The sequence below is a fragment of the Zoogloea dura genome, assembly GCF_012927165.1.
Lineage (GTDB): Bacteria > Pseudomonadota > Gammaproteobacteria > Burkholderiales > Rhodocyclaceae > Zoogloea > Zoogloea dura.
The window spans coordinates 20862-39783 of record NZ_JABBGA010000034.1; the positions used below are offsets into that span (position 1 = coordinate 20862).

At 63.6% G+C, this 18922-nt stretch carries 16 protein-coding genes and 1 pseudogene; 1 reads left to right on the forward strand and 16 read right to left on the reverse strand.

The genetic code is table 11. The features are described 5' to 3' along the window. Nucleotide 1 precedes the first annotated feature (1 nt). From HHL15_RS23645 to HHL15_RS23655, 3 genes are read right to left on the reverse strand one after another with little or no spacing between them, the layout of a single operon-like run. Entirely contained in the window at nt 2-751 is a 750-nt protein-coding gene (locus HHL15_RS23645; protein WP_169148272.1) for an electron transfer flavoprotein subunit beta/FixA family protein, read from the reverse strand. A gap of 27 nt (nt 752-778) precedes the next feature. Further along, nucleotides 779-2761 carry an acetoacetate--CoA ligase gene (locus tag HHL15_RS23650; protein WP_169148273.1) on the reverse strand — a complete coding sequence of 661 codons (1983 nt, stop codon included), beginning with the start codon at nt 2759-2761 and terminating at the stop codon, nt 779-781. 48 nt (nt 2762-2809) lie between these two features. Further along, nucleotides 2810-6379: an indolepyruvate ferredoxin oxidoreductase family protein gene (locus HHL15_RS23655; RefSeq protein WP_169148274.1), complete on the reverse strand. Its 3570-nt coding sequence runs from the start codon at nt 6377-6379 to the stop codon at nt 2810-2812. 98 nt (nt 6380-6477) lie between these two features. Between HHL15_RS23655 and HHL15_RS23660 the strand changes: the two genes are divergently transcribed. Then, nucleotides 6478-7389: a LysR family transcriptional regulator gene (locus tag HHL15_RS23660; RefSeq protein WP_169148275.1), complete on the forward strand. Its 912-nt coding sequence runs from the start codon at nt 6478-6480 to the stop codon at nt 7387-7389. On the opposite strand, the gene HHL15_RS23665 is transcribed toward HHL15_RS23660, so the two are convergent. The 13 genes and pseudogenes from HHL15_RS23665 to HHL15_RS23725 all read right to left on the reverse strand — a co-directional run. Continuing rightward, nucleotides 7390-7860 carry a bacteriohemerythrin gene (locus tag HHL15_RS23665; protein WP_169148276.1) on the reverse strand — a complete coding sequence of 157 codons (471 nt, stop codon included), beginning with the start codon at nt 7858-7860 and terminating at the stop codon, nt 7390-7392. 9 nt (nt 7861-7869) lie between these two features. Beyond that, a complete protein-coding gene (gene folE / locus HHL15_RS23670; RefSeq protein ID WP_169148277.1) occupies nt 7870-8499 on the reverse strand; it encodes a GTP cyclohydrolase I FolE in 630 nt (209 codons plus the stop codon). A gap of 29 nt (nt 8500-8528) precedes the next feature. Continuing rightward, on the reverse strand, nt 8529-10223 hold the full coding sequence (locus HHL15_RS23675; RefSeq protein WP_206198949.1) for a methyl-accepting chemotaxis protein: 1695 nt from the start codon (nt 10221-10223) through the stop codon (nt 8529-8531). Between the two features lie 86 nt (nt 10224-10309). Then, nucleotides 10310-11434 (reverse strand): acyl-CoA dehydrogenase family protein, encoded by a 1125-nt coding sequence (locus HHL15_RS23680; protein WP_169148278.1) that lies wholly within the window; start codon nt 11432-11434, stop codon nt 10310-10312. 34 nt (nt 11435-11468) lie between these two features. Beyond that, a complete protein-coding gene (locus HHL15_RS23685) occupies nt 11469-12269 on the reverse strand; it encodes a crotonase/enoyl-CoA hydratase family protein (protein ID WP_169148279.1) in 801 nt (266 codons plus the stop codon). After that, nucleotides 12266-13324 (reverse strand): acyl-CoA dehydrogenase family protein, encoded by a 1059-nt coding sequence (locus HHL15_RS23690; RefSeq protein WP_169148280.1) that lies wholly within the window; start codon nt 13322-13324, stop codon nt 12266-12268. The genes HHL15_RS23685 and HHL15_RS23690 overlap by 4 nt, the downstream gene beginning before the upstream one ends. A 2-nt stretch (nt 13325-13326) precedes the next feature. Further along, a complete protein-coding gene (locus HHL15_RS23695; RefSeq protein ID WP_169148281.1) occupies nt 13327-14472 on the reverse strand; it encodes an acyl-CoA dehydrogenase family protein in 1146 nt (381 codons plus the stop codon). A 64-nt stretch (nt 14473-14536) separates the two neighbouring features. Next, a complete protein-coding gene (locus tag HHL15_RS23700) occupies nt 14537-15844 on the reverse strand; it encodes an amidohydrolase family protein (protein ID WP_169148282.1) in 1308 nt (435 codons plus the stop codon). A 132-nt stretch (nt 15845-15976) separates the two neighbouring features. Next, nucleotides 15977-17251 (reverse strand): cytochrome P450, encoded by a 1275-nt coding sequence (locus HHL15_RS23705; protein WP_169148283.1) that lies wholly within the window; start codon nt 17249-17251, stop codon nt 15977-15979. 42 nt (nt 17252-17293) lie between these two features. Next, complete coding sequence (locus HHL15_RS23710; RefSeq protein ID WP_206198950.1) at nt 17294-17500, reverse strand: CDGSH iron-sulfur domain-containing protein; 207 nt, start codon at nt 17498-17500, stop codon at nt 17294-17296. 29 nt (nt 17501-17529) lie between these two features. Beyond that, complete coding sequence (locus HHL15_RS23715) at nt 17530-18072, reverse strand: glutathione peroxidase (RefSeq protein WP_169148284.1); 543 nt, start codon at nt 18070-18072, stop codon at nt 17530-17532. Next, nucleotides 18069-18587 carry a carboxymuconolactone decarboxylase family protein gene (locus tag HHL15_RS23720; RefSeq protein ID WP_169148285.1) on the reverse strand — a complete coding sequence of 173 codons (519 nt, stop codon included), beginning with the start codon at nt 18585-18587 and terminating at the stop codon, nt 18069-18071. Before HHL15_RS23720 ends, HHL15_RS23715 begins: the two co-directional genes overlap by 4 nt. A 27-nt stretch (nt 18588-18614) precedes the next feature. Next, nucleotides 18615-18922, reverse strand: a pseudogene (locus HHL15_RS23725) (steroid 3-ketoacyl-CoA thiolase); the annotation flags it as partial.

Below are 18922 nucleotides of genomic sequence, written 5' to 3' on the forward strand. Positions count from 1 at the left end.
TTCAGATCACCTTTACTTCGTTCTTCAGCTTTTCAACCAGCTGTGCCACATCAGAAACCACGATGCCGGCGCTACGCTTGGCCGGCTCGACCACTTTAAGGGTCACGAGGCGCGGGCTCACATCGACACCAAGCCCGGCCGGGTCGAGGGTGTCGAGCGGCTTCTTCTTGGCCTTCATGATGTTGGGCAAAGTCGCGTAGCGCGGCTCATTGAGGCGCAGATCAGTGGTGATCACCGCGGGCAGGCGCACCGCCAGGGTTTCCAGGCCGCCATCCACTTCGCGCACCACAGTGGCCTGGCCATCGGCAATCGTCACCTTCGAAGCGAAAGTCGCCTGCGACCAGCCCAGCAGCGCAGCCAGCATCTGGCCGGTCTGGTTAGCGTCATCGTCGATGGCCTGCTTGCCGCAGATCACCAGCGCCGGGCCTTCCCGGTCGCACACAGCCTTGAGCAATCTGGCCACCGCCAGCGGCTGCAGATCAGCATCCGACTGGACCAGGATGCCTCGATCGGCACCAATGGCCAGCGCCGTGCGCAACACCTCAGCCGAGGCGGCCACACCGCAGCTCACTGCCACCACTTCGCTGACGACACCGGCTTCCTTCAGACGCACAGCCTCCTCCACGGCGATCTCGTCGAAGGGATTCATGCCCATCTTCGCGTTGGCCAGATCGACCCCGGAACCATCGGCCTTGACGCGCACCTTAACGTTGTAATCAAGCACACGCTTGACCGGAACCAGTACCTTCATTGCTTTCACTCCTTTGTTATTGCGGGTTCAGCAGGCCAGCTCGGGCCGGTCGGCAAACTGGGCCAGGGCTTCCGGGTTGGCCAGCGCCTCGACGTTCTTCACCGGCTGGTGATGCACCACATTGCGCACGGCCAGTTCAACCACCTTGCCGCTCTTGGTACGGGGAATCTCATCCACCTGGACGATGCATGCCGGCACGTGACGCGGCGAAGCGTTGTCGCGAATCTGCTGGCGAATACGCTTCCTCAGTGCGTCGTCGATTACCAGGCCATCGACCAGGCGCACAAAGAGCACGACGCGCACATCGCTTGGATCAGTCGGCGGCCAGTCTTGTCCGATCACCACAGCCTCGAGCACCTCAGGCAACTTCTCGAGTTGACGATAGATCTCGGCGGTGCCGATACGCACGCCCCCCGGGTTGAGAGTGGCGTCGGAGCGGCCGTGAATAATGAAACCGCCGTGCTCCGTGAGCTCACAGAAATCCCCGTGGCACCACACGCCGGGGAAGCGCTCGAAATAGGCGGCCCGATACTTCGCCCCGTCCGGATCGTTCCAGAAACCGACCGGCATGCTCGGAAAAGGCAGCCGGCACACCAACTCGCCCTTCTCGCCGGTCACCGGCCGGCCATCGTCGTCCCACACCTCGACAGCCAGACCAAGGCCGGCACCCTGAATCTCGCCACGCCACACGGGTAGGGTCGGGTTGCCGAGCACAAAGCACGAAACGATGTCGGTGCCGCCGGAAATCGAGGCCAGCAGCACATCCTTCTTAATGGATTCATAGACAAAATCGAAGCTCGCCGGCGCCAGCGGGCTGCCGGTGGACATCACCATGCGCAGGTCCGGCAGGTGGTAGGCATCGGCCGGACGCAGGCTGCTCTTGGCGAGGGTCTCGATGTACTTGGCCGAGGTGCCGAAATGGGTAAAGCGCTCCGCCTCGGCGTAGTCCCACAGGATGCGACCGTCGTCCACGAAGGGGTTGCCGTCGTAGAGCATCAGCGTGGCCCCGGTGGCCAGACCGGACACCAGCCAGTTCCACATCATCCAGCCACAGGTGGTGAAGTAGAACAGACGGTCGCCCTCCTTCACGTCGCTGTGCAGGCAATGCTCCTTGAGGTGCTGCAGCAGCGTGCCGCCGGCGCCGTGCACGATGCACTTGGGCACACCGGTGGTGCCCGACGAGTACATCACGTAGAGCGGATGGTCGAAAGGCAGGCGTACATAGCGCGGCTCTGCAAGGTGCTGGAAGGGCGCAACGAAGGTCTTGTAGGACACGGCCCGCGGCAACCCTGCCAGGTTCGGCTCGGCGCCGGCAGCCAAATAGGGCACCACCACCAGCTGACGCACGCTGGGGAGGCGCGGCATCAGTTCGGCAAGTTTGCCTGTGATGTCGATGGCCTTGCCGTTGTACCAGTAGCCGTCACAGCTCAGCAGCACTTTGGGCTCAGTCTGGCCGAAGCGGTCCACCACGCCCTGCACGCCAAAATCCGGCGAGGCGCTGGTAAACACCGCGCCGATGCTCGACGCCGCGAGCATCGCAATGAGCGTTGCAGGCACATTGGGCATGTAGGCTGCCACGCGGTCACCCTGCTCCACGCCAGCGGCGCTCAGCGCGGCGGCAAATCTGGCCACCTCGCTGCGCAGCACCTGCCGCGACAGGCTCTGTTTGACCTTGTCTTCGCCCCAGAACACCAGCGCCTGCGGGTTGCCGCTGTCGCGCAGCAGGTTCTCGGCAAAGTTCAGGCTGGCATCGGGAAACCAACGGGAATCCTGCATGCCACCCGAACGAATGAGGCCGCGCTCACCCTGGTCGCCGAGTACCTCACAAAACTCCCACACCAGGCGCCAGAACGGCACGGGCGAGTGGACCGACCACTCATGCAGAGCCGCTTGGCTCTCCAGCGGCCGGCCGGACAGAATCCGGGCACGGGCGGTGAAGGCTGCCATGTTGGTGGCGGCCACGTCGGCAGGGTCGGGCACCCACAGCGCTTGATTCTGGTTGTTTCCCATTTCCCTTCTCCTCCTCTTGTTTTGCGCTTCAGCACCGCCCTGTCGGACTCAGGCGGCAGCTTGATCGTGAAAGTCGCCCCGGTAGCGGGCCAGCAGCGCCGCACGGCGGACATCCGCCTTCTTCATGTTATTTTCCTTGACGTGCCCATAGCCGCGGATCGTCTCCGGCAGGCTGGCCAGCTCCAAGGCAAGCGACAGACGTTCGCCATCAAGGGTGCTGGCAAACTCATCCACCAGATCCAGGTAGTCGCGCACCATCTGTCGTTCAGCGCGGCGCTCGGCGGTCTTGCCGAAGGGGTCGAGGAGCGTGCCACGCAGGCCCTTTAAACCAGCAAGCAGGGGGAACAGCTTCATCAGCCACTGGCCATAGCGACGCTTGACCAGATGGCCATCAGCGTCCTTTCTAGCCAGTAGCGGCGGTGCCAGATGGAAGCCAAGCTGATAATCTTTGCCCGGCTCGCCCTCAAACTGTTCCCGCAGGCGCGCCAGGAAGACCGGCGATGCGTGCAGCCGTGCCACTTCGTACTCATCCTTGTAGGCCATCAGCTTTGCCAGGTTGCGGGCCACCGCTTCGGTGAGCTGCAGCTTGCCGTCGCGCACTCGCTTTTCTTCCACAACACGAATCTTGGCCACAGCCTGCAAGTAGAGATCGGCATAGGCGCGGTTCTGGTACGCCGTGAGCTGGGACGCACGCCGCTTTAGCAGCGCCTCCAGGCTTTCGCGCAGTTCGAGCACTTGGCTAGGCCTACCCTTGTCGGCGGGGAACAGCAGGGCGTTCAGCCCTGACAGATCGTGGGCGGCCACACGGCCACACTCGAACGCCAGGCGGTTCTTATCCACCGCCACACCATTCAGCTCGATAGCCTTGAGCAGCGCCGCGCGGGACACCGGCACCCAGCCCTTCTGCCAGGCAAAACCGAGCATCAACGGGTTGGCGTAAAGGGTGTCACCGAGAAAAGCCAGAGCCAGCGCGTTGGCATCGAGAAACTCGCACGCCTCGCCAACACTGTTGCGCACATCCGACTCGGTGGAAAGCGTCGGGAACTTCCAGTCCGGATTGCCGATGAACTCGGCGGTCGGTGTGTGGGCACTGTTCACCACTGCCCGGGTTACGCCGTGGCGCATCTTTGACAGGGCGTCGGACGAGGCCGAAACAATGGCGTCACAACCGATCAGCAGTTGTGCCTCCGCGGTGGCAATGCGGGTGGCGTGGATATCACCCGGCGTATTGGCGATCTGCACATGGCTCAGAACCGCCCCACCCTTCTGAGCCAGACCGGTCATGTCGAGCACCGTGACACCCTTGTTTTCGAGGTGGGCGGCCATTCCCAGCAGCGCACCTACGGTGACGACGCCGGTGCCACCGACGCCTGTAACGATGATCCCAAACGGACGCTTGAGCACGGGCAGAGTCGGCTCGGGCAGCGTAAAGCCGGCCAGGGCTGCGTTAGGATCGCGGCCACCGGCAGCCTTCTTCAGCTGGGCACCTTCAGCCGTCACAAAGCTCGGGCAGAAGCCCTTCAAACACGAGAAATCCTTGTTGCACGAAGACTGGTTGACCTTGCGCTTGGTGCCGAGCGATGTTTCCAGCGGCTCCACCGACAGGCAGTTGGACGCCGTCGAGCAGTCACCGCAACCCTCGCAAACTTCCTCGTTAATGAACACGCGACGGGCCGGGTCGGGATACTCACCACGCTTGCGGCGGCGGCGCTTCTCGGTGGCGCAGGTCTGGTCGTAAATCAGGATGGTGACGCCGGCGGTATCGCGCAGCGCTTTCTGCAGGTGGTCGAACTCGTCCCGGTGATGAACCGCGACCTCGGCCGGCAGGCCTTCGCGCGAGGCGAATTTTTCAGGCTCGTCGGTGACGATGAGGACCTTGCTGGCGCCCTCGGCCGCCAGTTGGCGGGCAATCTGCGGCACCGTCAGGATGCCGTCCACCGGCTGGCCGCCGGTCATCGCCACGGCATCGTTGAAGAGGATCTTGTAGGTAATGTTGGCCTTGCCAGCCACCGCCGCCCGAATAGCCAGCAGACCGGAGTGAAAGTAGGTGCCATCGCCCAGGTTCACAAAGACGTGCTTGTCACCCGAGAAGTGCATCTGGCCAAGCCAGGAGACGCCCTCCCCGCCCATCTGGGTGAAGGTTTCGGTACGCCTGTCCATCCACATGGCCATGTAGTGGCAACCGATGCCGGCCAGTGCGCGAGAGCCTTCCGGCACCCGGGTCGAGGTGTTGTGCGGGCAGCCGGAACAGAACCACGGCTTGCGCTCGACGGTGAGGCGCGGGCGGGCTGCTTCGCGCTCCTTGGCCTCGATGATGGCAATGCGATACAAGACTTTGGCGCGCACATCTTCCGGCAGGCCGACCCGCTCCAGGCGGCTGGCGATGGCCTTGGCAATCAGCGCCGGCGACAGTTCGTAGCGGGCCGGCAGCAACCACTGGCCACGGGGCTGCGACCATTCACCGCCAGCGTTGTCGCGCTCGTCAAACTTGCCGTAAATACGCGGACGCACGTCGTCACGCCAGTTGTAGAGCTCTTCCTTGAGGGCATATTCGAGGATCTGGCGCTTCTCCTCGACGACCAGGATTTCTTCCAGCCCGGTCGCGAAGTCACGCGCATCATGGGCGTCCAGCGGCCACACGCAGCCCACCTTGAAAACCCGGATACCGATCTGCTGGCAGATTTCGTCGTCGAGGCCAAGGTCGGTCAGGGCCTGGCGCACGTCGAGATAGGCTTTACCGGCTGCCATGATGCCGAAACGGGCCTTTGGCGAGTCGATGACCACCCGGTTGAGGCGATTGGCACGGATATAAGCCAGCGCTGCGTACCACTTGTGGTCGAGCATGCGGGCTTCCTGATCCAGCGGGGGATCGGGCCAGCGGATATTCAGCCCACCCTTCGGCACCTCGAAGTCCTCGGGCAGCACCACCTGCACCCGCTCCGGATCCATGTCGACAGAGGCCGTCGATTCAACCACATCGGTCACGCACTTCATCGACACCCACAAGCCCGAATAGCGGCTCATGGCCCAGGCGTGGATGCCGTAGTCGAGATATTCCTGAACGTTGGACGGGTACAGCACCGGAATGCCGCAGGCGATCAACAGGTGTTCCGACTGGTGGGCCACCGACGAGGACTTGGCCGCGTGGTCGTCGCCGGCCAGCATGAGTACGCCGCCGTGCTTCGAAGTACCGGCAGCGTTCGCGTGCTTGAGCACATCGGCCGAGCGATCCACGCCAGGGCCCTTGCCGTACCACATGCCAAACACGCCATCGACCTGGGCATTCTGGTACAGATTGACCTGCTGGGTGCCCCACACGGCGGTGGCCGCCAGATCCTCGTTGAGGCCGGGCATGAAGACCACATCATGGCTGGCGAGGTGCTTCTTGGCCTTCCACAAGGCCATGTCGAGCCCCCCCAGGGGCGAACCGCGGTAGCCGGAAATGTAGCCGGCCGTGTTCAAACCGGCCAGCCTGTCACGCTCCTTCTGGAGCATCGGCAAGCGGGCCAGAGCCTGGGTACCGCTGATGTAAACGCGGCCCTTTTCCAGGGTGTATTTGTCCTCGAGGGACACCGCACGCAGGGCGTCGGTGGCGGCCACCGTCAGGGGGGAATTCATGCGCTGTCTCCTGTTACTCGTTTTATTTGAACAAATACTACAAAACTGTATTGTTATCGTAAAATCACAAATACTGAGTTCTGGTATTTGAAAAACGCATGGAAGCCGACAGCAATATCACCCTGCGCCAGCTGCGCTATTTTGTCGCCGCAGCCGAGACCGGCCAGTTCTCCATGGCCGCCACCCGCACCCATGTATCCCAGTCGGCCATCACCAACGCGGTGCTGTTGCTGGAGCAGACTCTTGGCACGCGCCTCTTCGAGCGCCTGCCCCATGGGGTGGCGCTGACCGTCGAGGGGCACCGTTTTCATCAACACGCCAGCCACATCCTCAGCGCATTGCAGGATGCGGTAAGGGAACCTCGCTTCCAGGCCCCCCAGCAAAAGGGCGTGCTGCGCATAGCCGCCTCCTACACCCTGCTCGGCTACTTTCTGCCGCCCTTGCTGGCACGCTTTCGCATGAATTACCCGGAGGTGCAAATCGACCTCCACGACATGAACCGGGAGGGCATTGAGCAAGCAGTGCTGGAAGGGAGCATCGACATGGGCGTGGTGATCCTGTCCAACGTGGCCGAGCGGGAACGTTTCGCTCACCACGTACTGGTGCGGGCCCGCCGCCAACTGTGGACCTCGGCGTCGCACCCGCTGCTGGAAAAGGACTCTGCATCCCTCGAGGACATTGCGGCCTATCCCTACATCCAGCTCACCGTGGACGAAAGCGAGGCGTCCACCGGTCGCTACTGGGCGGCCAGAGGAATCACACCGGCGCCAGCCTTTCGAACCAGTTCGATGGAAGCCCTGCGCGGGCTGATCGCCCACGGTTTCGGCGTCAGCATCCTGTCTGACATGGTCTATCGACCGTGGTCACTGGACGGCAAGAAAATCGAGGCGCGCCCGGTGCTGGATGTGGTTCCGCCGATGCAAGTGGGTCTGATATGGCGACCGGACGCCCCGCTGGAACGACCGGCGGAAGCCTTCCGGCAATTCCTGATCCACACCTGCGCAAGCTGATCAGCCCGCTCTCGACGTTTTGCGCCTAAGCACCACCGGCGAGCCCCCCGTCGAACGTTTGACCATCCACTTGGCCAAGGCCGGATCCATATAGGTGGCATGGAGGGGAAACCACTCCTCCAGCGCCCCGGCCAATTCGCGGCATACCTTGCGCTGACCGGTGGCAACCAAGTCCCTCACCTCAAGCACAGAGCGCATCACCGCCGCGTGCTCCTCCACGTGGCAATCCCCGGCCGGATAACCGTCCAGCGACATCCACTGCTCCTCTTCGCCAAAGTGGCGCCCGATGTGGGCCAGAAAATCGTCCAGTACGGCCTGCAACTCGTCATCGGGGGCGGTGCGCAAGCGCTTCACCAGCACGACGAACTCCTGGTGCGTGTCGTCCATGGGTCGGTAGCCGAGGAGCAGGCCGTCGTGCCACTCGCCGGTCGGGACATCGGGCGGCAGCGGGTTAATATCCAGCGCGGTCATACCCGGCTCCTATCGATTGGCTGCGCCACGGCCGTCACCCAGCCCCAGCATGCCCAGAAATTCGCGCCGGGTCGCCGGGTTCTCGCGGAAAGCGCCCAGCATGCGGCTGGTCACCAGGCTGGTGCCCGGCTTATGCACCCCGCGGGTCGTCATGCACTGGTGCGAAGCCTCGATAACCACCGCCACACCGCGAGGCTGGAGCACCCGCTGCAAGGTATCGGCGATGTCGGTGGTCATCTTCTCCTGAATCTGCAGGCGCTTGGCGAAGACGTCTACGAGCCGCGCCAGCTTGGAGATACCGACCACCCGCTGGTCCGGCAGGTAGCCGATATGCACCTTGCCGATGATCGGTGCCATGTGGTGTTCGCAGTGGCTCTCGAAGCGGATGTCGTTCATCACAATCATCTCGTCGTAGCCGCCGACCTCACTGAAGGTGCGGGCCAGAATATCGGCCGGATCGGACCGGTAGCCGGCAAAGAACTCGTCGTAGGAGCGCACCACCCGCGACGGCGTGTCCAGCAGTCCCTCCCGCGCCGGGTCGTCACCCGCCCAGCGGATCAAGGTGCGCACGGCCTCCTCGGCCTCTTCCCGGGTCGGCCGGGCGACCGGCGTGCCGGCCTCTTCATGGTTGTTCGACATCCCTCTCTCCTCTCGCTCGTTCATTCTGTTTAAACGCGGAAGTGGCACACCGCCCGATCCAGCTCACCCGCCGACTCGCGCAACTGGCGCACCGCCCGTGTCACATCGCGGGTGAGCTGGTCACTTTCGCCGGCCAACCGCGAAAACTGATCCACGCTGGCCGCAATGTCCTGGCTACCTTCATTCTGTGCCGTCACTGCACCGGCAATCTCGTCAACGCCCCGGTGCGATGCATTCACCAGCGCACCGGCCTTCTCCAGCACACCCTCCAGTTCGCCCATCAGGCGATGGCTGTCGTCAAGGGCCTGGGTGCCCTCCTGCAGCGACCACTCCACCGCCTCCGACTGCCGACCCAGATCGCGGGTCAGCGCGTCGATGGAGTTAGCGGCCAGCGCCGAGCGCTCCGCCAACTGGCGGACCTCGTCGGCCACGACACTGAAGCTGCGCCCCTGCTCGCCGGCCCGGGCGGCCTCGATGGCTGCATTGAGCGCGAGCAGATTGGTCTGCCCCGACAACTCCTTGACCTGTGCAATGCTGGCGGTGATAGCCGAAGTGCTGCGCACAAAATCCCCCACCGAGCCGCGGATGTCGTTGAAGGCACTGCGCATGTGCACGATTTTATCGAGCAGGCGCTGCAAGGCGCCCCGCCCCGCTTCGGCCCCCTGCAGGCTGGCCGATGCCGATTTGCGCACATCACTGGCACTGGCAGCGATGGACTCGATGCTGCGGATCATGCGCTCCACCGTATCCCCGACCGCAGAGGCAGCCTGAACCTGATCGTTGGCACCCGAGGCCACCCGGCCGGACGCGCCATAAAGCTGCTCGGCCGATGCAACAACCACCGTCGACACCTGCCCCACCTTCTTCACTGCCGTCTGAAAACCATCCACCAGTTCATTGAAGGCCCGTGCGGTGCGGGCCACTTCATCGTTGCCCACCACATGAACCCGACGTGTCAGGTCGCCCGAGCGCAGCTCGATGGACGCCTCTTCGATGGCCCGGATGGCCCCGACAATCTGGCCACGCACCAGCAGGCTCACCATCAGAGCCAGCAGCACGGCCAGCACCGAAGCGCCGATGACGACCTTGACCACCTGCCCGGCCATGCGGTCGGCGCTGGCAAAATCTTCACTCGCCAAGGCATCCTGCAAGCGAACCAGGGCCGAGATCTGTCCGAAGACCCGGTCGTATTCCTTGCGCACCAGACTCAGGCGGCGAAAGCTGCCCTCCGGGTCAGTCGCCGCCGCCGAAGTCAGTTCGGTCACGGCATCGGCGAAAACCTGGACCTGCCCCTTCAACTCTTCGTAGAGGGCTATTTCCTCCGCATTGAGGCCGGGCCGCGCCGAACTGGCGGCGATGATCCCGACCAGCTCCGTCACGCTGGCCTTGAGGTCGTCCGCGTACTGGGCGAGCTCCTCCTTGCGCACTTCTGTACCCGGTTGCATCAGGTGCACCATCATCGCGTAGGTGCCCACCATCGTGTCCTGGGCCGCCGACGAAGCCACCAGAGTCTTCCGGTATTGCTCAAAGCGGACCTGCTCGAAGGAGCGCAGCACGTCCTGCTGGCCAGCCATGCCGAACCAGGCCACACCGGCCACCATCAGAAGCAGGGCCACAATCAGCACCGGTGCGACGAGCAGCTTGGCGCCGATGGAATAACGGCCCAGAAAGGCCACCGCCGGCTGCCAGGATTTCAGGCCAGAGAACAAATCACGTGTTTGCATTTTTCCTCCACGCCAAGGCGCGAAAAAAAGAGGCCCGTGTAAACGGGCCCTCAAGTGGAGGTAAATCGAGGATCGGCGGAACTGCCTTAAAGGCTGCGACCGATGATTTCTTTCATGATCTCGGAGGTGCCGCCATAGATGCGCGCCACCCGGGCATCCACCCAGGCCCGGCTGATCTTGTATTCGCTCATGAAACCGTAGCCGCCGTGCAACTGCAGGAACTCGTCGAGGAGCTTGCCCTGCATCTCGGAACCCACCAGCTTGGCCATCGCAGCCACGTCCGCCGACAACTCGCCGGCCAGGGCCTGGGCCAGGCAGTGATCAACGAACACGCGCAGCATGGTGGCCTGGGCCTTGGCGTCGGCCAGCTTGAAACGGGTGTTCTGGTAGTCGAGAATCGCCTTGCCGAAAGCCTTGCGCTCGCGGGTATAGGCGATGGTTTCTTCAAGCAGGGTGTCGATCGACTGAGCCGAGCGGATGGCGATTATCAGGCGTTCCCAGGCGAGTTGATGGAAGAGGTAATTGAAACCCTCGTTCTCCTCGGCCAGGCGGTTGCTCACCGGCACCCGCACCTCGTCGAAGAACAGCTCGGCGGTGTCCTGACCCTTGAGGCCAACCTTCTCCAGCAGGCGGCCCTTCGAGAAACCCGGCCGGTCGACTTCGACGCAGATCAGCGTAAGGTTCTTGCTGGCAGGGTCGAGCTTGACCGCTGCCACCACCAGGTCGGCGTTGCCGCCGTTGGTGATGAAGGTCTTCTGGCCATTGATGACGTATTCGTCGCCCTCGCGGCGGGCTGTGGTGCGCATGGAGCGCAGGTCACTGCCCGCGCCAGGCTCGCTCATGGCGATCACGCCAATGGTTTCGCCGCTGACCATGCCAGGCAGCCACTTCTGCTTCTGTTCCTCAGAACCGTAGGCCACCAGGTAATTTGCGACGATCTCCGAGTGGGTGGTGAAGCCCACCGCCGTCCCATTGACCCGGGCCAGCTCCTCGATCATCACCGCCGAATGGCCGTAGTCGCCACCGGCACCACCGTATTCCTCCGGTACACAGGAGCACAGCAACCCGGCCGCGCCGGCCTTCAACCAGACGTCCCGGGGCACGATGCCGGCCTTCTCCCAGTCGTGCAGATGGGGCACGATTTCCCGGTCGATGAAGCGGCGCGCCATGTCGCGGAACATCTCGTGGTCTTCACGGAAAACGGTTCGCATTGTTTCTCCTCCAGATTCGATTTTTTATGCCGGCTCAGCGGCCGGTGAACTGCGGTGCACGCTTTTCCACGAAGGCATTCACTGCCTCCTGGTGGTCTTCCGTGTGGTGGGCCAGCGACTGGAAAGCAGCCGACAGTTCGAGCAGGGAGTCGAGGCGCATGTGCTGGCCCTCACGCAGCAGGCGCTTGGTCAGGCGCAGGCCGTGGGACGGGTTGGCAGCCATGCGGCGAGCCACGTCCAGCGCAGCACTCAGCAGTTCGGCAGCCGGCACCACTTCAGTCACCAGCCCCCACTCGAGGGCCTTGGCGGCGTCGATGGTGTCGCCGGTCAGGGCCATCAGGCTGGCCTTGGGCATGCCGACGATACGCGGCAGCAGCCAGGCGCCACCGTCACCAGGAACGATGCCGAGCTTGACGAAGCTCTCGGCGAACTTCGCCGTATCGGCGGATATGCGCACGTCGCACATGCAGGCCAGATCAAGACCGGCGCCGATCGCCGGACCGTTGATCGCAGCCACCACCGGCACATCCAGCTCATAGAGGGCCAGCGGAATGCGCTGGATGCCGTTGCGGTAGCTTTCACGCAGTTCGTAGGGCGAGCCGGCGAAGATGCCGCCGCGCTCACGCATGTCCTTGACATTGCCGCCAGCACAGAAGGCGGGGCCATTGCCGGTGAGCACCACGACCTTGACCGAACGGTCGGCCTTGACGCTTGCGCACAGGTCCACGAACTCCTGCATCTGAGCCGGTTCAGACAGGGCGTTGCGGGTCTCGGGGCTGTCCATGCGTACGGTGAGGATGGAATCCTCCCGCTCGGCGATCAGAAAGGGCTTCATGCGTGGGCTCCTGCCGAGGTTTCAAGTTGGCCAGCGACGAGGCTTGGCCAAAAGGCCGCTGCGCCGCCCTGGCACAGGGCCCGGCCAAGTTCGCCCGACCAGTAGGTAAGGGTTCCGAACTCGCTGCGCCAGCTCCATAGCCGGCGTGTGCCCAGATGCAGCGCGTGTTCGTGGGTGAAGCCAATGGCTCCGTGCACGCCGTGGGCCACCGAAGCGCCAATCCCGGCGGCCTCGGAAGCACACACCTTGGCGGCCGTCACCGGCAGGCGGGCCAGGGTCTCGGCGGATTCGGCGAAGGCTGCTTCAGCGCCCATCACCGACGCCGCGGTGTGCTCCGAGAGCACCGCGATCTGGTGCTGGATGGCCTGAAAACTGCCAATCGCCTTGCCAAACTGGACCCGCTCGTTGGCGTAGGTGATGGTCATCTCAAGCATGCCCTGCAGGGCACCGGCGATCTGCGCCGAGCGCAGCATGGCGCCGCCCAGAAGCAGCACGTCGGTGGGCACACCTGCCGGTAAGGGCACGGCCAGCAAGGGCACGGCAGATTCATAAACGAACTCGTCCCGCGCTTCGCCAGCCGTATTGCTGCGCAGCGTGCAGGCGCTGGCCCCTTCGACGGGCAACAGCACCAGCGTCGGCACCTCGCCGGCAGCAATCGCCACCAGTGCGGGCACGTTACGTCCCCACGGCACATCGACGGCGACGCCGCTGACCTTGCCAGCAGCCAGCTTCAACGAGCCGCGGGCGGCAAACGACAGCGGCCCGGCCTGGGCCGGTTGCCCACAGACGCCAAGCAGCCAGTTGGCCAGCAGGGTTTCGGGCAGCGGCAATGGCAGCGCATAGCGGCCGCACAGGCGCACCACACCACACAGGTCGGCCCAGCTGGCGCCGGCACCGCCCAGGGCTTCGGGCACTGCAGCCAGGCCGAAGCCGGACTCCTCCAGCGCTGCCCACAGCTCGGCAGGCCAGTGGCCCGTGTCGGCAGCCCGCACCGCATCGGGGGTAACCAGGTCGGCGAAGAGTCGCTCGACGGTCGAATCGAAGATTTCCCGCATGATCAACGCAAGCCCAATCCGCGCGCGATGATGCCGCGGAGAATTTCCCGCGTACCGCCACGCAATGAAAACGAAGGTGCCATCTGGGTCAGATAGGCCAGTACCTGGGCGTGGTCGCAACCGCCCTCCGCCGTCGGCGGGATGTCGCACAGCAGCTGTGCCAGCTCGGGGATTTCCTGCTCGAAAACAGCCCCGAGATCCTTCACGCAGGACGCCGCCCACGCCGGGTTCTCGCCGGCGGCCAGCTGGGCCGTCACCGACAGGGACATGTTGCGCAGGGTGACGAGGCGCGCCGCCAGGCGGCCGATTTCCTTGGCCTGCAGGGCATCGGGATCGCGGCCTACGGCGTCGATCAATGTGTGGATCAATGCAATGGAACTGAGGAAGCGTTCCGGGCCGCTGCGCTCGAATGCCAGCTCGGCGGTCACCTGCGACCAGCCCTGCCCTTCGGTACCGATCAGGGCATCGGCGTCCAGCACCACCTCGTCGAGGAAGACCTCATTGAAGTGTTCGCTGCCGGTCAAATCCTTGATCGGGCGGATGGTGATGCCGGGCAGGGACAAATCGATGATGAACTGGGACAGGCCTTCCTGCCGCTTGCTGTTCTCGCCGGTGCGCACCAACGCGATCATGTAATGGGAGCGGTGGGCGTTGGTGGTCCACACTTTTTGGCCGTTTACCACCCACTTGTCACCCTCACGGCGGGCGCGGGTCTTGATGGAGGCCAGATCGGAGCCGGAATTGGGCTCGCTCATACCGATGCAGAAGTATTGCTCGCCGCGGCAGATGGCCGGCAGGTGGCGGTCTTTCTGGGCGTCGGTGCCGTAGTGAAGGATCTGCGGGCCGCTCTGGCGGTCGGCAAACCAGTGGGCCGATACGGGCGCACCGGCAGCCAGCAGTTCCTCGATCACCACGTAGCGGGCGAAGGGGCTGGCGTCGGAGCCACCATAGCGCTTCGGCAGGGCCATGCCGACCCAGCCGCGGGCACCCAGGCGACGACTGAATTCGGCATCGAAACCCATCCACGAATCGGCCCGACGAATGGCTGGATAGTCCTTCAGCGTGTCGGCAAGAAAGGCGCGCACCTCGCTGCGGAGCGCTTCCGCTTCCGGCGGGATACGACTGTATTTGAACTGGTCGATAGACATGAGCGTTCTTCAGTGAGGATTGACGCGCCAGCCGGAGACTGTCCTCCGGTTGGCGTCGGCCTGCTTACAGCGCGGTCTGGGCGTCGGCGGCGGCGAACATCTTGTTGATGTCGCCGGATGTCACCGGCTTGTTGGGGTCACGCTCGGGTGCGGCACCGCCCAGGCCCAGGGCCGGTTCAATGCTGACGTGGCCAGCCTGGGCACGCAGGGCGCCGACCGTGCAGTTCTCGCGTCCCAGAATGGCGAAGGGGTCGTAGGAAAACTCGCGCATGGCGTTGAGGTGGGAGATCTTGTTGATGATCTCGTCCGGCAGATGCTGGGCCTGCTTCCAGAACACGTTGGCCGACTCGGGCCAGGTGCAGTCGGAATGCGGGTAGTCGCATTCCCAGGTGACCATATCCACGTTGATGGCGTCCAGGTTCTTCAGGCCGAAGGCATCCTCGATGAAGCAGGTGATGATGTGCTCGTTGAAGATGTCGCTGGGCTTCTTGCCGCCGAAGTTGGAGTTGGTCCACGCCTTGTGGTGGTTGTGGGTGAAGTCCGCGCGCTCCAGCAGGTAGGGAATCCAGCCGATGCCACCTTCCGACAGGGCCATGCGCAGCTTCGGGTACTTCTTCCACATCGGCGCCCAGATCCAGTCAGCGGCCGAATTGGAGATGGAGATCGGCATGGAGGTGATCCACGCATCGATCGGCGATTCATCCGAGGCGTGAGCCGCCTTGACGCCAGTGCCGATGTGGCAGCAGATCACCACGTTGTTGTCGGCACAGGCCTTCCACAGCGGGTCCCAGTGGTCGTTGTGGATGGACGGGTAGCCATGCACGGTGGGGTTGTCGGAAAGCGTCAGGGCATGCACACCCTGGGCTGCCAGCCGCTTCACTTCGGCAGCGGCGGCCTGCATGTCCCACCATGGCACCATCATCAGCGGGATGAAGCGGCCGGGGGCGGCATTGCACCAATCGTGCAGATGCCAGTCGTTGTAGGCCTGGATGGCAGCCAGACTGACGGCCTTGTCGGGCATGACCTGAAAGCGCTGGCCGGCAAAACCCGGGAAAGTCGGGAAACACAGGGAGCCGAGCACACCGTTGGCGTTCATGTCTTCGACGCGGGCCTTGATGTCCCAGGTGCCACGGCGCATCTGCTCGTAGGAGAGCGGCTCCATGCCGTATTCCTCCTTCGGGCGGCCAACCACCGAATTGAGGCCCATGTAGCCGGTGGCCTGCTCTTCAAACACCCAGATGTCACGTCCCCCCAGCTGCTCCACCTTCGGCTGACGACCCTTGAATTTGGCCGGCATGTGGCGATCGAAGGCGCCGCGCGGCTCAATGGCGTGGTCGTCGACGCTAACGAGAATCAGATCTTCCAGTTTCATTTGTGTCCCCTCTTGGTGTTGATCCCGCGCCGGGCGTGGATCGATATTGGAGTTTCAGTTTAGTGCAAGGCCGGCTTTTTGTTAAACACTTTTTTGATTTATGTTTAGTTTAAATGCCAGCCTTTCCATGAATCAGTCCCAGATCACCGGCACCGAGTGCGGGCCACGCAGTTGCGCGCCGGTGATGCGCGGCTTGGGCTGATCGGGGTCGAGGCGGAGGTTGGGGAACAGGTCTAGCACCGCATTAAGGGCAACCTGCAGCTCGGTCTTGGCGATGAACTGGCCGATGCACATGTGCGGCCCGAAGCCGAAACCGAAGGACGGCTTCACCTTGCGGTCGATGTCGAACTCCTCGCTGTTGTCGAAGACGTCTTCGTCCCGGTTGGCCGAGGTGACGATGCACTGGACCATTGCCCCCTTCGGGATCTGCATGCCGGCCAGCTCGAGGTCCTGAGCCGCTTGGCGCACCTTAAAGGTCGCCACCGGCTCCAGGCGGATCGCCTCGTCGATGGCCTTGGGCACCAGTGAGCGGTCCTTGCGCACGCGATCGAGTACGTCCGGGCGTTCCAGCAGCAGCAACATCAGCGAGCCGAAGGTACGCGTGGTGGTCTCACCGGCCGCCGGCAGCAATGACCGCACGAAGGTGGTGATCTCGTGATCGTCCAGCGAGCGGCCTTCATAGGTGGCACGGATCAAGCGGCTGATCAGATCGTTGCCTTCGGCGCCGTTCCGGCGCACCTCGACAACGGCTTCCTTCACCGCGTCGTAGAGGCACTGGGCCGCTTCCATCGCAGCCTTGCGGGCCACGGCCGCTTTCTCCGGATCGACCTGCGGACCAGCCAGGATGGCCAGCGCCCAGGCGGCGTACTGCTCGACCTTTTCCGGCTGGTCATCGGGGAAACCGATCAGCGCGTAGATCAGGCGAATCGGGAAGTGCAGGCCGAAATCCATCAGGTCAGCCTTGTGCTGGGGCACCAGCGGCTTCAGGTATTCGTTACGGACAATCGGGTCCATCTTGCTGTCGCGCCAGGTGTTTACCACATCGGGCATGAAGATGGGCTGCAGCAGCGCGCGAGCACGACGATGGGCCTCGCCATCCATGCCGGTCAGGATCAGGCCGTCGAAGAAGGCCCCGAGGCCCTCGGCGATGAAACCGCTGGTGTAGTTGGTGGCGTCCCGCAGCACCGCCATCACGTCCTTGTGCTTGAACACGGTGAAGGTCTTGCGCTCGGCATCGTAGCGGGCGATGTTCGGCACGCCGATCTTGCTCATGAAGTCTTCGGCGATGATCGGCGAGTTCTTGCGCATCTCCCGATAGATCGGGTAAAGATCCACATCGTTGCCGCCATAGTTGTTGGCGACGCCTGCAAAAGCGCGCTCCAGCGCTGATTCTGTCTTGTCGTTCATTTCTGCTCTCCTCCTGGGTGGTTTACTGACGGCCGATCGCTCTCAGGCGTCTGCCGTAGCGGACTCGTCCTTGAAACCGATGCGGGCATGGGCACCGTCGCAAAACGGCTTTTTGGCCGATGCGCCGCAGCGACACAGGAAGACCGCCGGGCCCGGCAACGGAAGCACTGCACCGTCCTGCACCAGTGCGATGGCACCGTCGACCTTCAGAGGGCCGTTCTTCAAAACCGAAACCTTCACGTCCGACATGCTTTCTCTCCTCTTTGAATAGCGATGACTCAGCCCAGCGCAGCCTCGATGGCTGCGACCAGGGCCGGGTGATCCGGCGCCACATCGGGGGCGAAACGGCCTGCGACCGTGCCATCACGTCCGATCAGAAACTTCTCGAAATTCCACATCACATCGCTGTCCCGGGCCGGTAGCAGGCCGTGTTCGGTGAGCACTTGACGCAGGTGCGCATCGCCGGACAAGGTGGCCACCGGCCGAGCGGTGATCAAGGCGTTGTAAAGGGGGTGACGCTGGCTGTTGATGCCCAGCTTGGCGAACAACGGAAAGCTCACCTGAAAGCGGCTCTCGCAGAAGGTCTGAATCTCCGCTTCGCTGCCCGCCTCCTGGGAACCAAAGTCGTTGCAGGGGAAGCCAAGCACTACCAAGCCCTGCTCCCGGTACTTCTGATACAGCGCTTCAAGGCCAGCGTACTGAGGCGTAAGCCCGCAAGCCGAGGCTACGTTGACGATCAGCAAAACCTTGCCTTGGTAGTTGCCAAGCGTGGACGGGCTACCGTCGATACGGTGCACCGGAATTTCGTAAATACTGCTCATACCAAGTTCTCCTCGTAGGCTTGCTGCACGTAAGTCATGCGGCCACCGGCCAGCATCAACGCGCAAAACAGGTTCAATTCGACGATCTGGGGCGTAGAGAACCAACTCGCCAGATCGGCATAGATGCGGTCGTCGATGGACAGGTAGTCCCCCGCGAAGAGCTCGGCATAACGCAGCGCACTGCGCTCGGGACCGGAGAAGTGCTCGCTGTCTGCCGTCAGACACGCAATGTCGGCCTCGGTGACGGAATCGTCTTTACGCGCCACCTGACAGGCCCGGCAGGTGGTGATGGACGCGATCTTCAGGCGAACCAGCTCCTTCAGCCGGCCGTCCAGCACCCCGTTCAGATGCATTTCCTCAAGAGCTGCCAGCCAAGCCTCGGCAACCTTCGGACGGTGGGCCCAAACCTGCACCGGCAGGCTCGAACTCAGCATCCGGCTGGCACGGCCGCGAACCAGCGCCTCGGCGAGCGAAGCAGGAAGGGCATCAAGCGGAACGGGATCAATACGAGACATGCTCTCTCCTGCCGGTGGCTGCTTGTTTCAGAAGCGCTCGATGATCGTTGCGGTACCCATCCCGCCCGCACAGCAGATCGCCTGCAGCCCGTAACGGCCACCCCGACGCTCCAACTCGTACAGTAGGGATGTCATGATCCGGGCCCCGCTGGCCCCCAGCGGATGACCCAGCGCAATCGCCCCGCCATTCACGTTGAGCTTCTCCAGGTCCGCGCCCAGCTCCTGCTGCCACATCAGCGGCACCGGGGCGAAGGCTTCGTTCACTTCGTACAGGTCGATGTCCGCCAGACTCAGCCCGGCCTGCGCCAGCACCCGGCGGGTCGCCGCGATCGGGC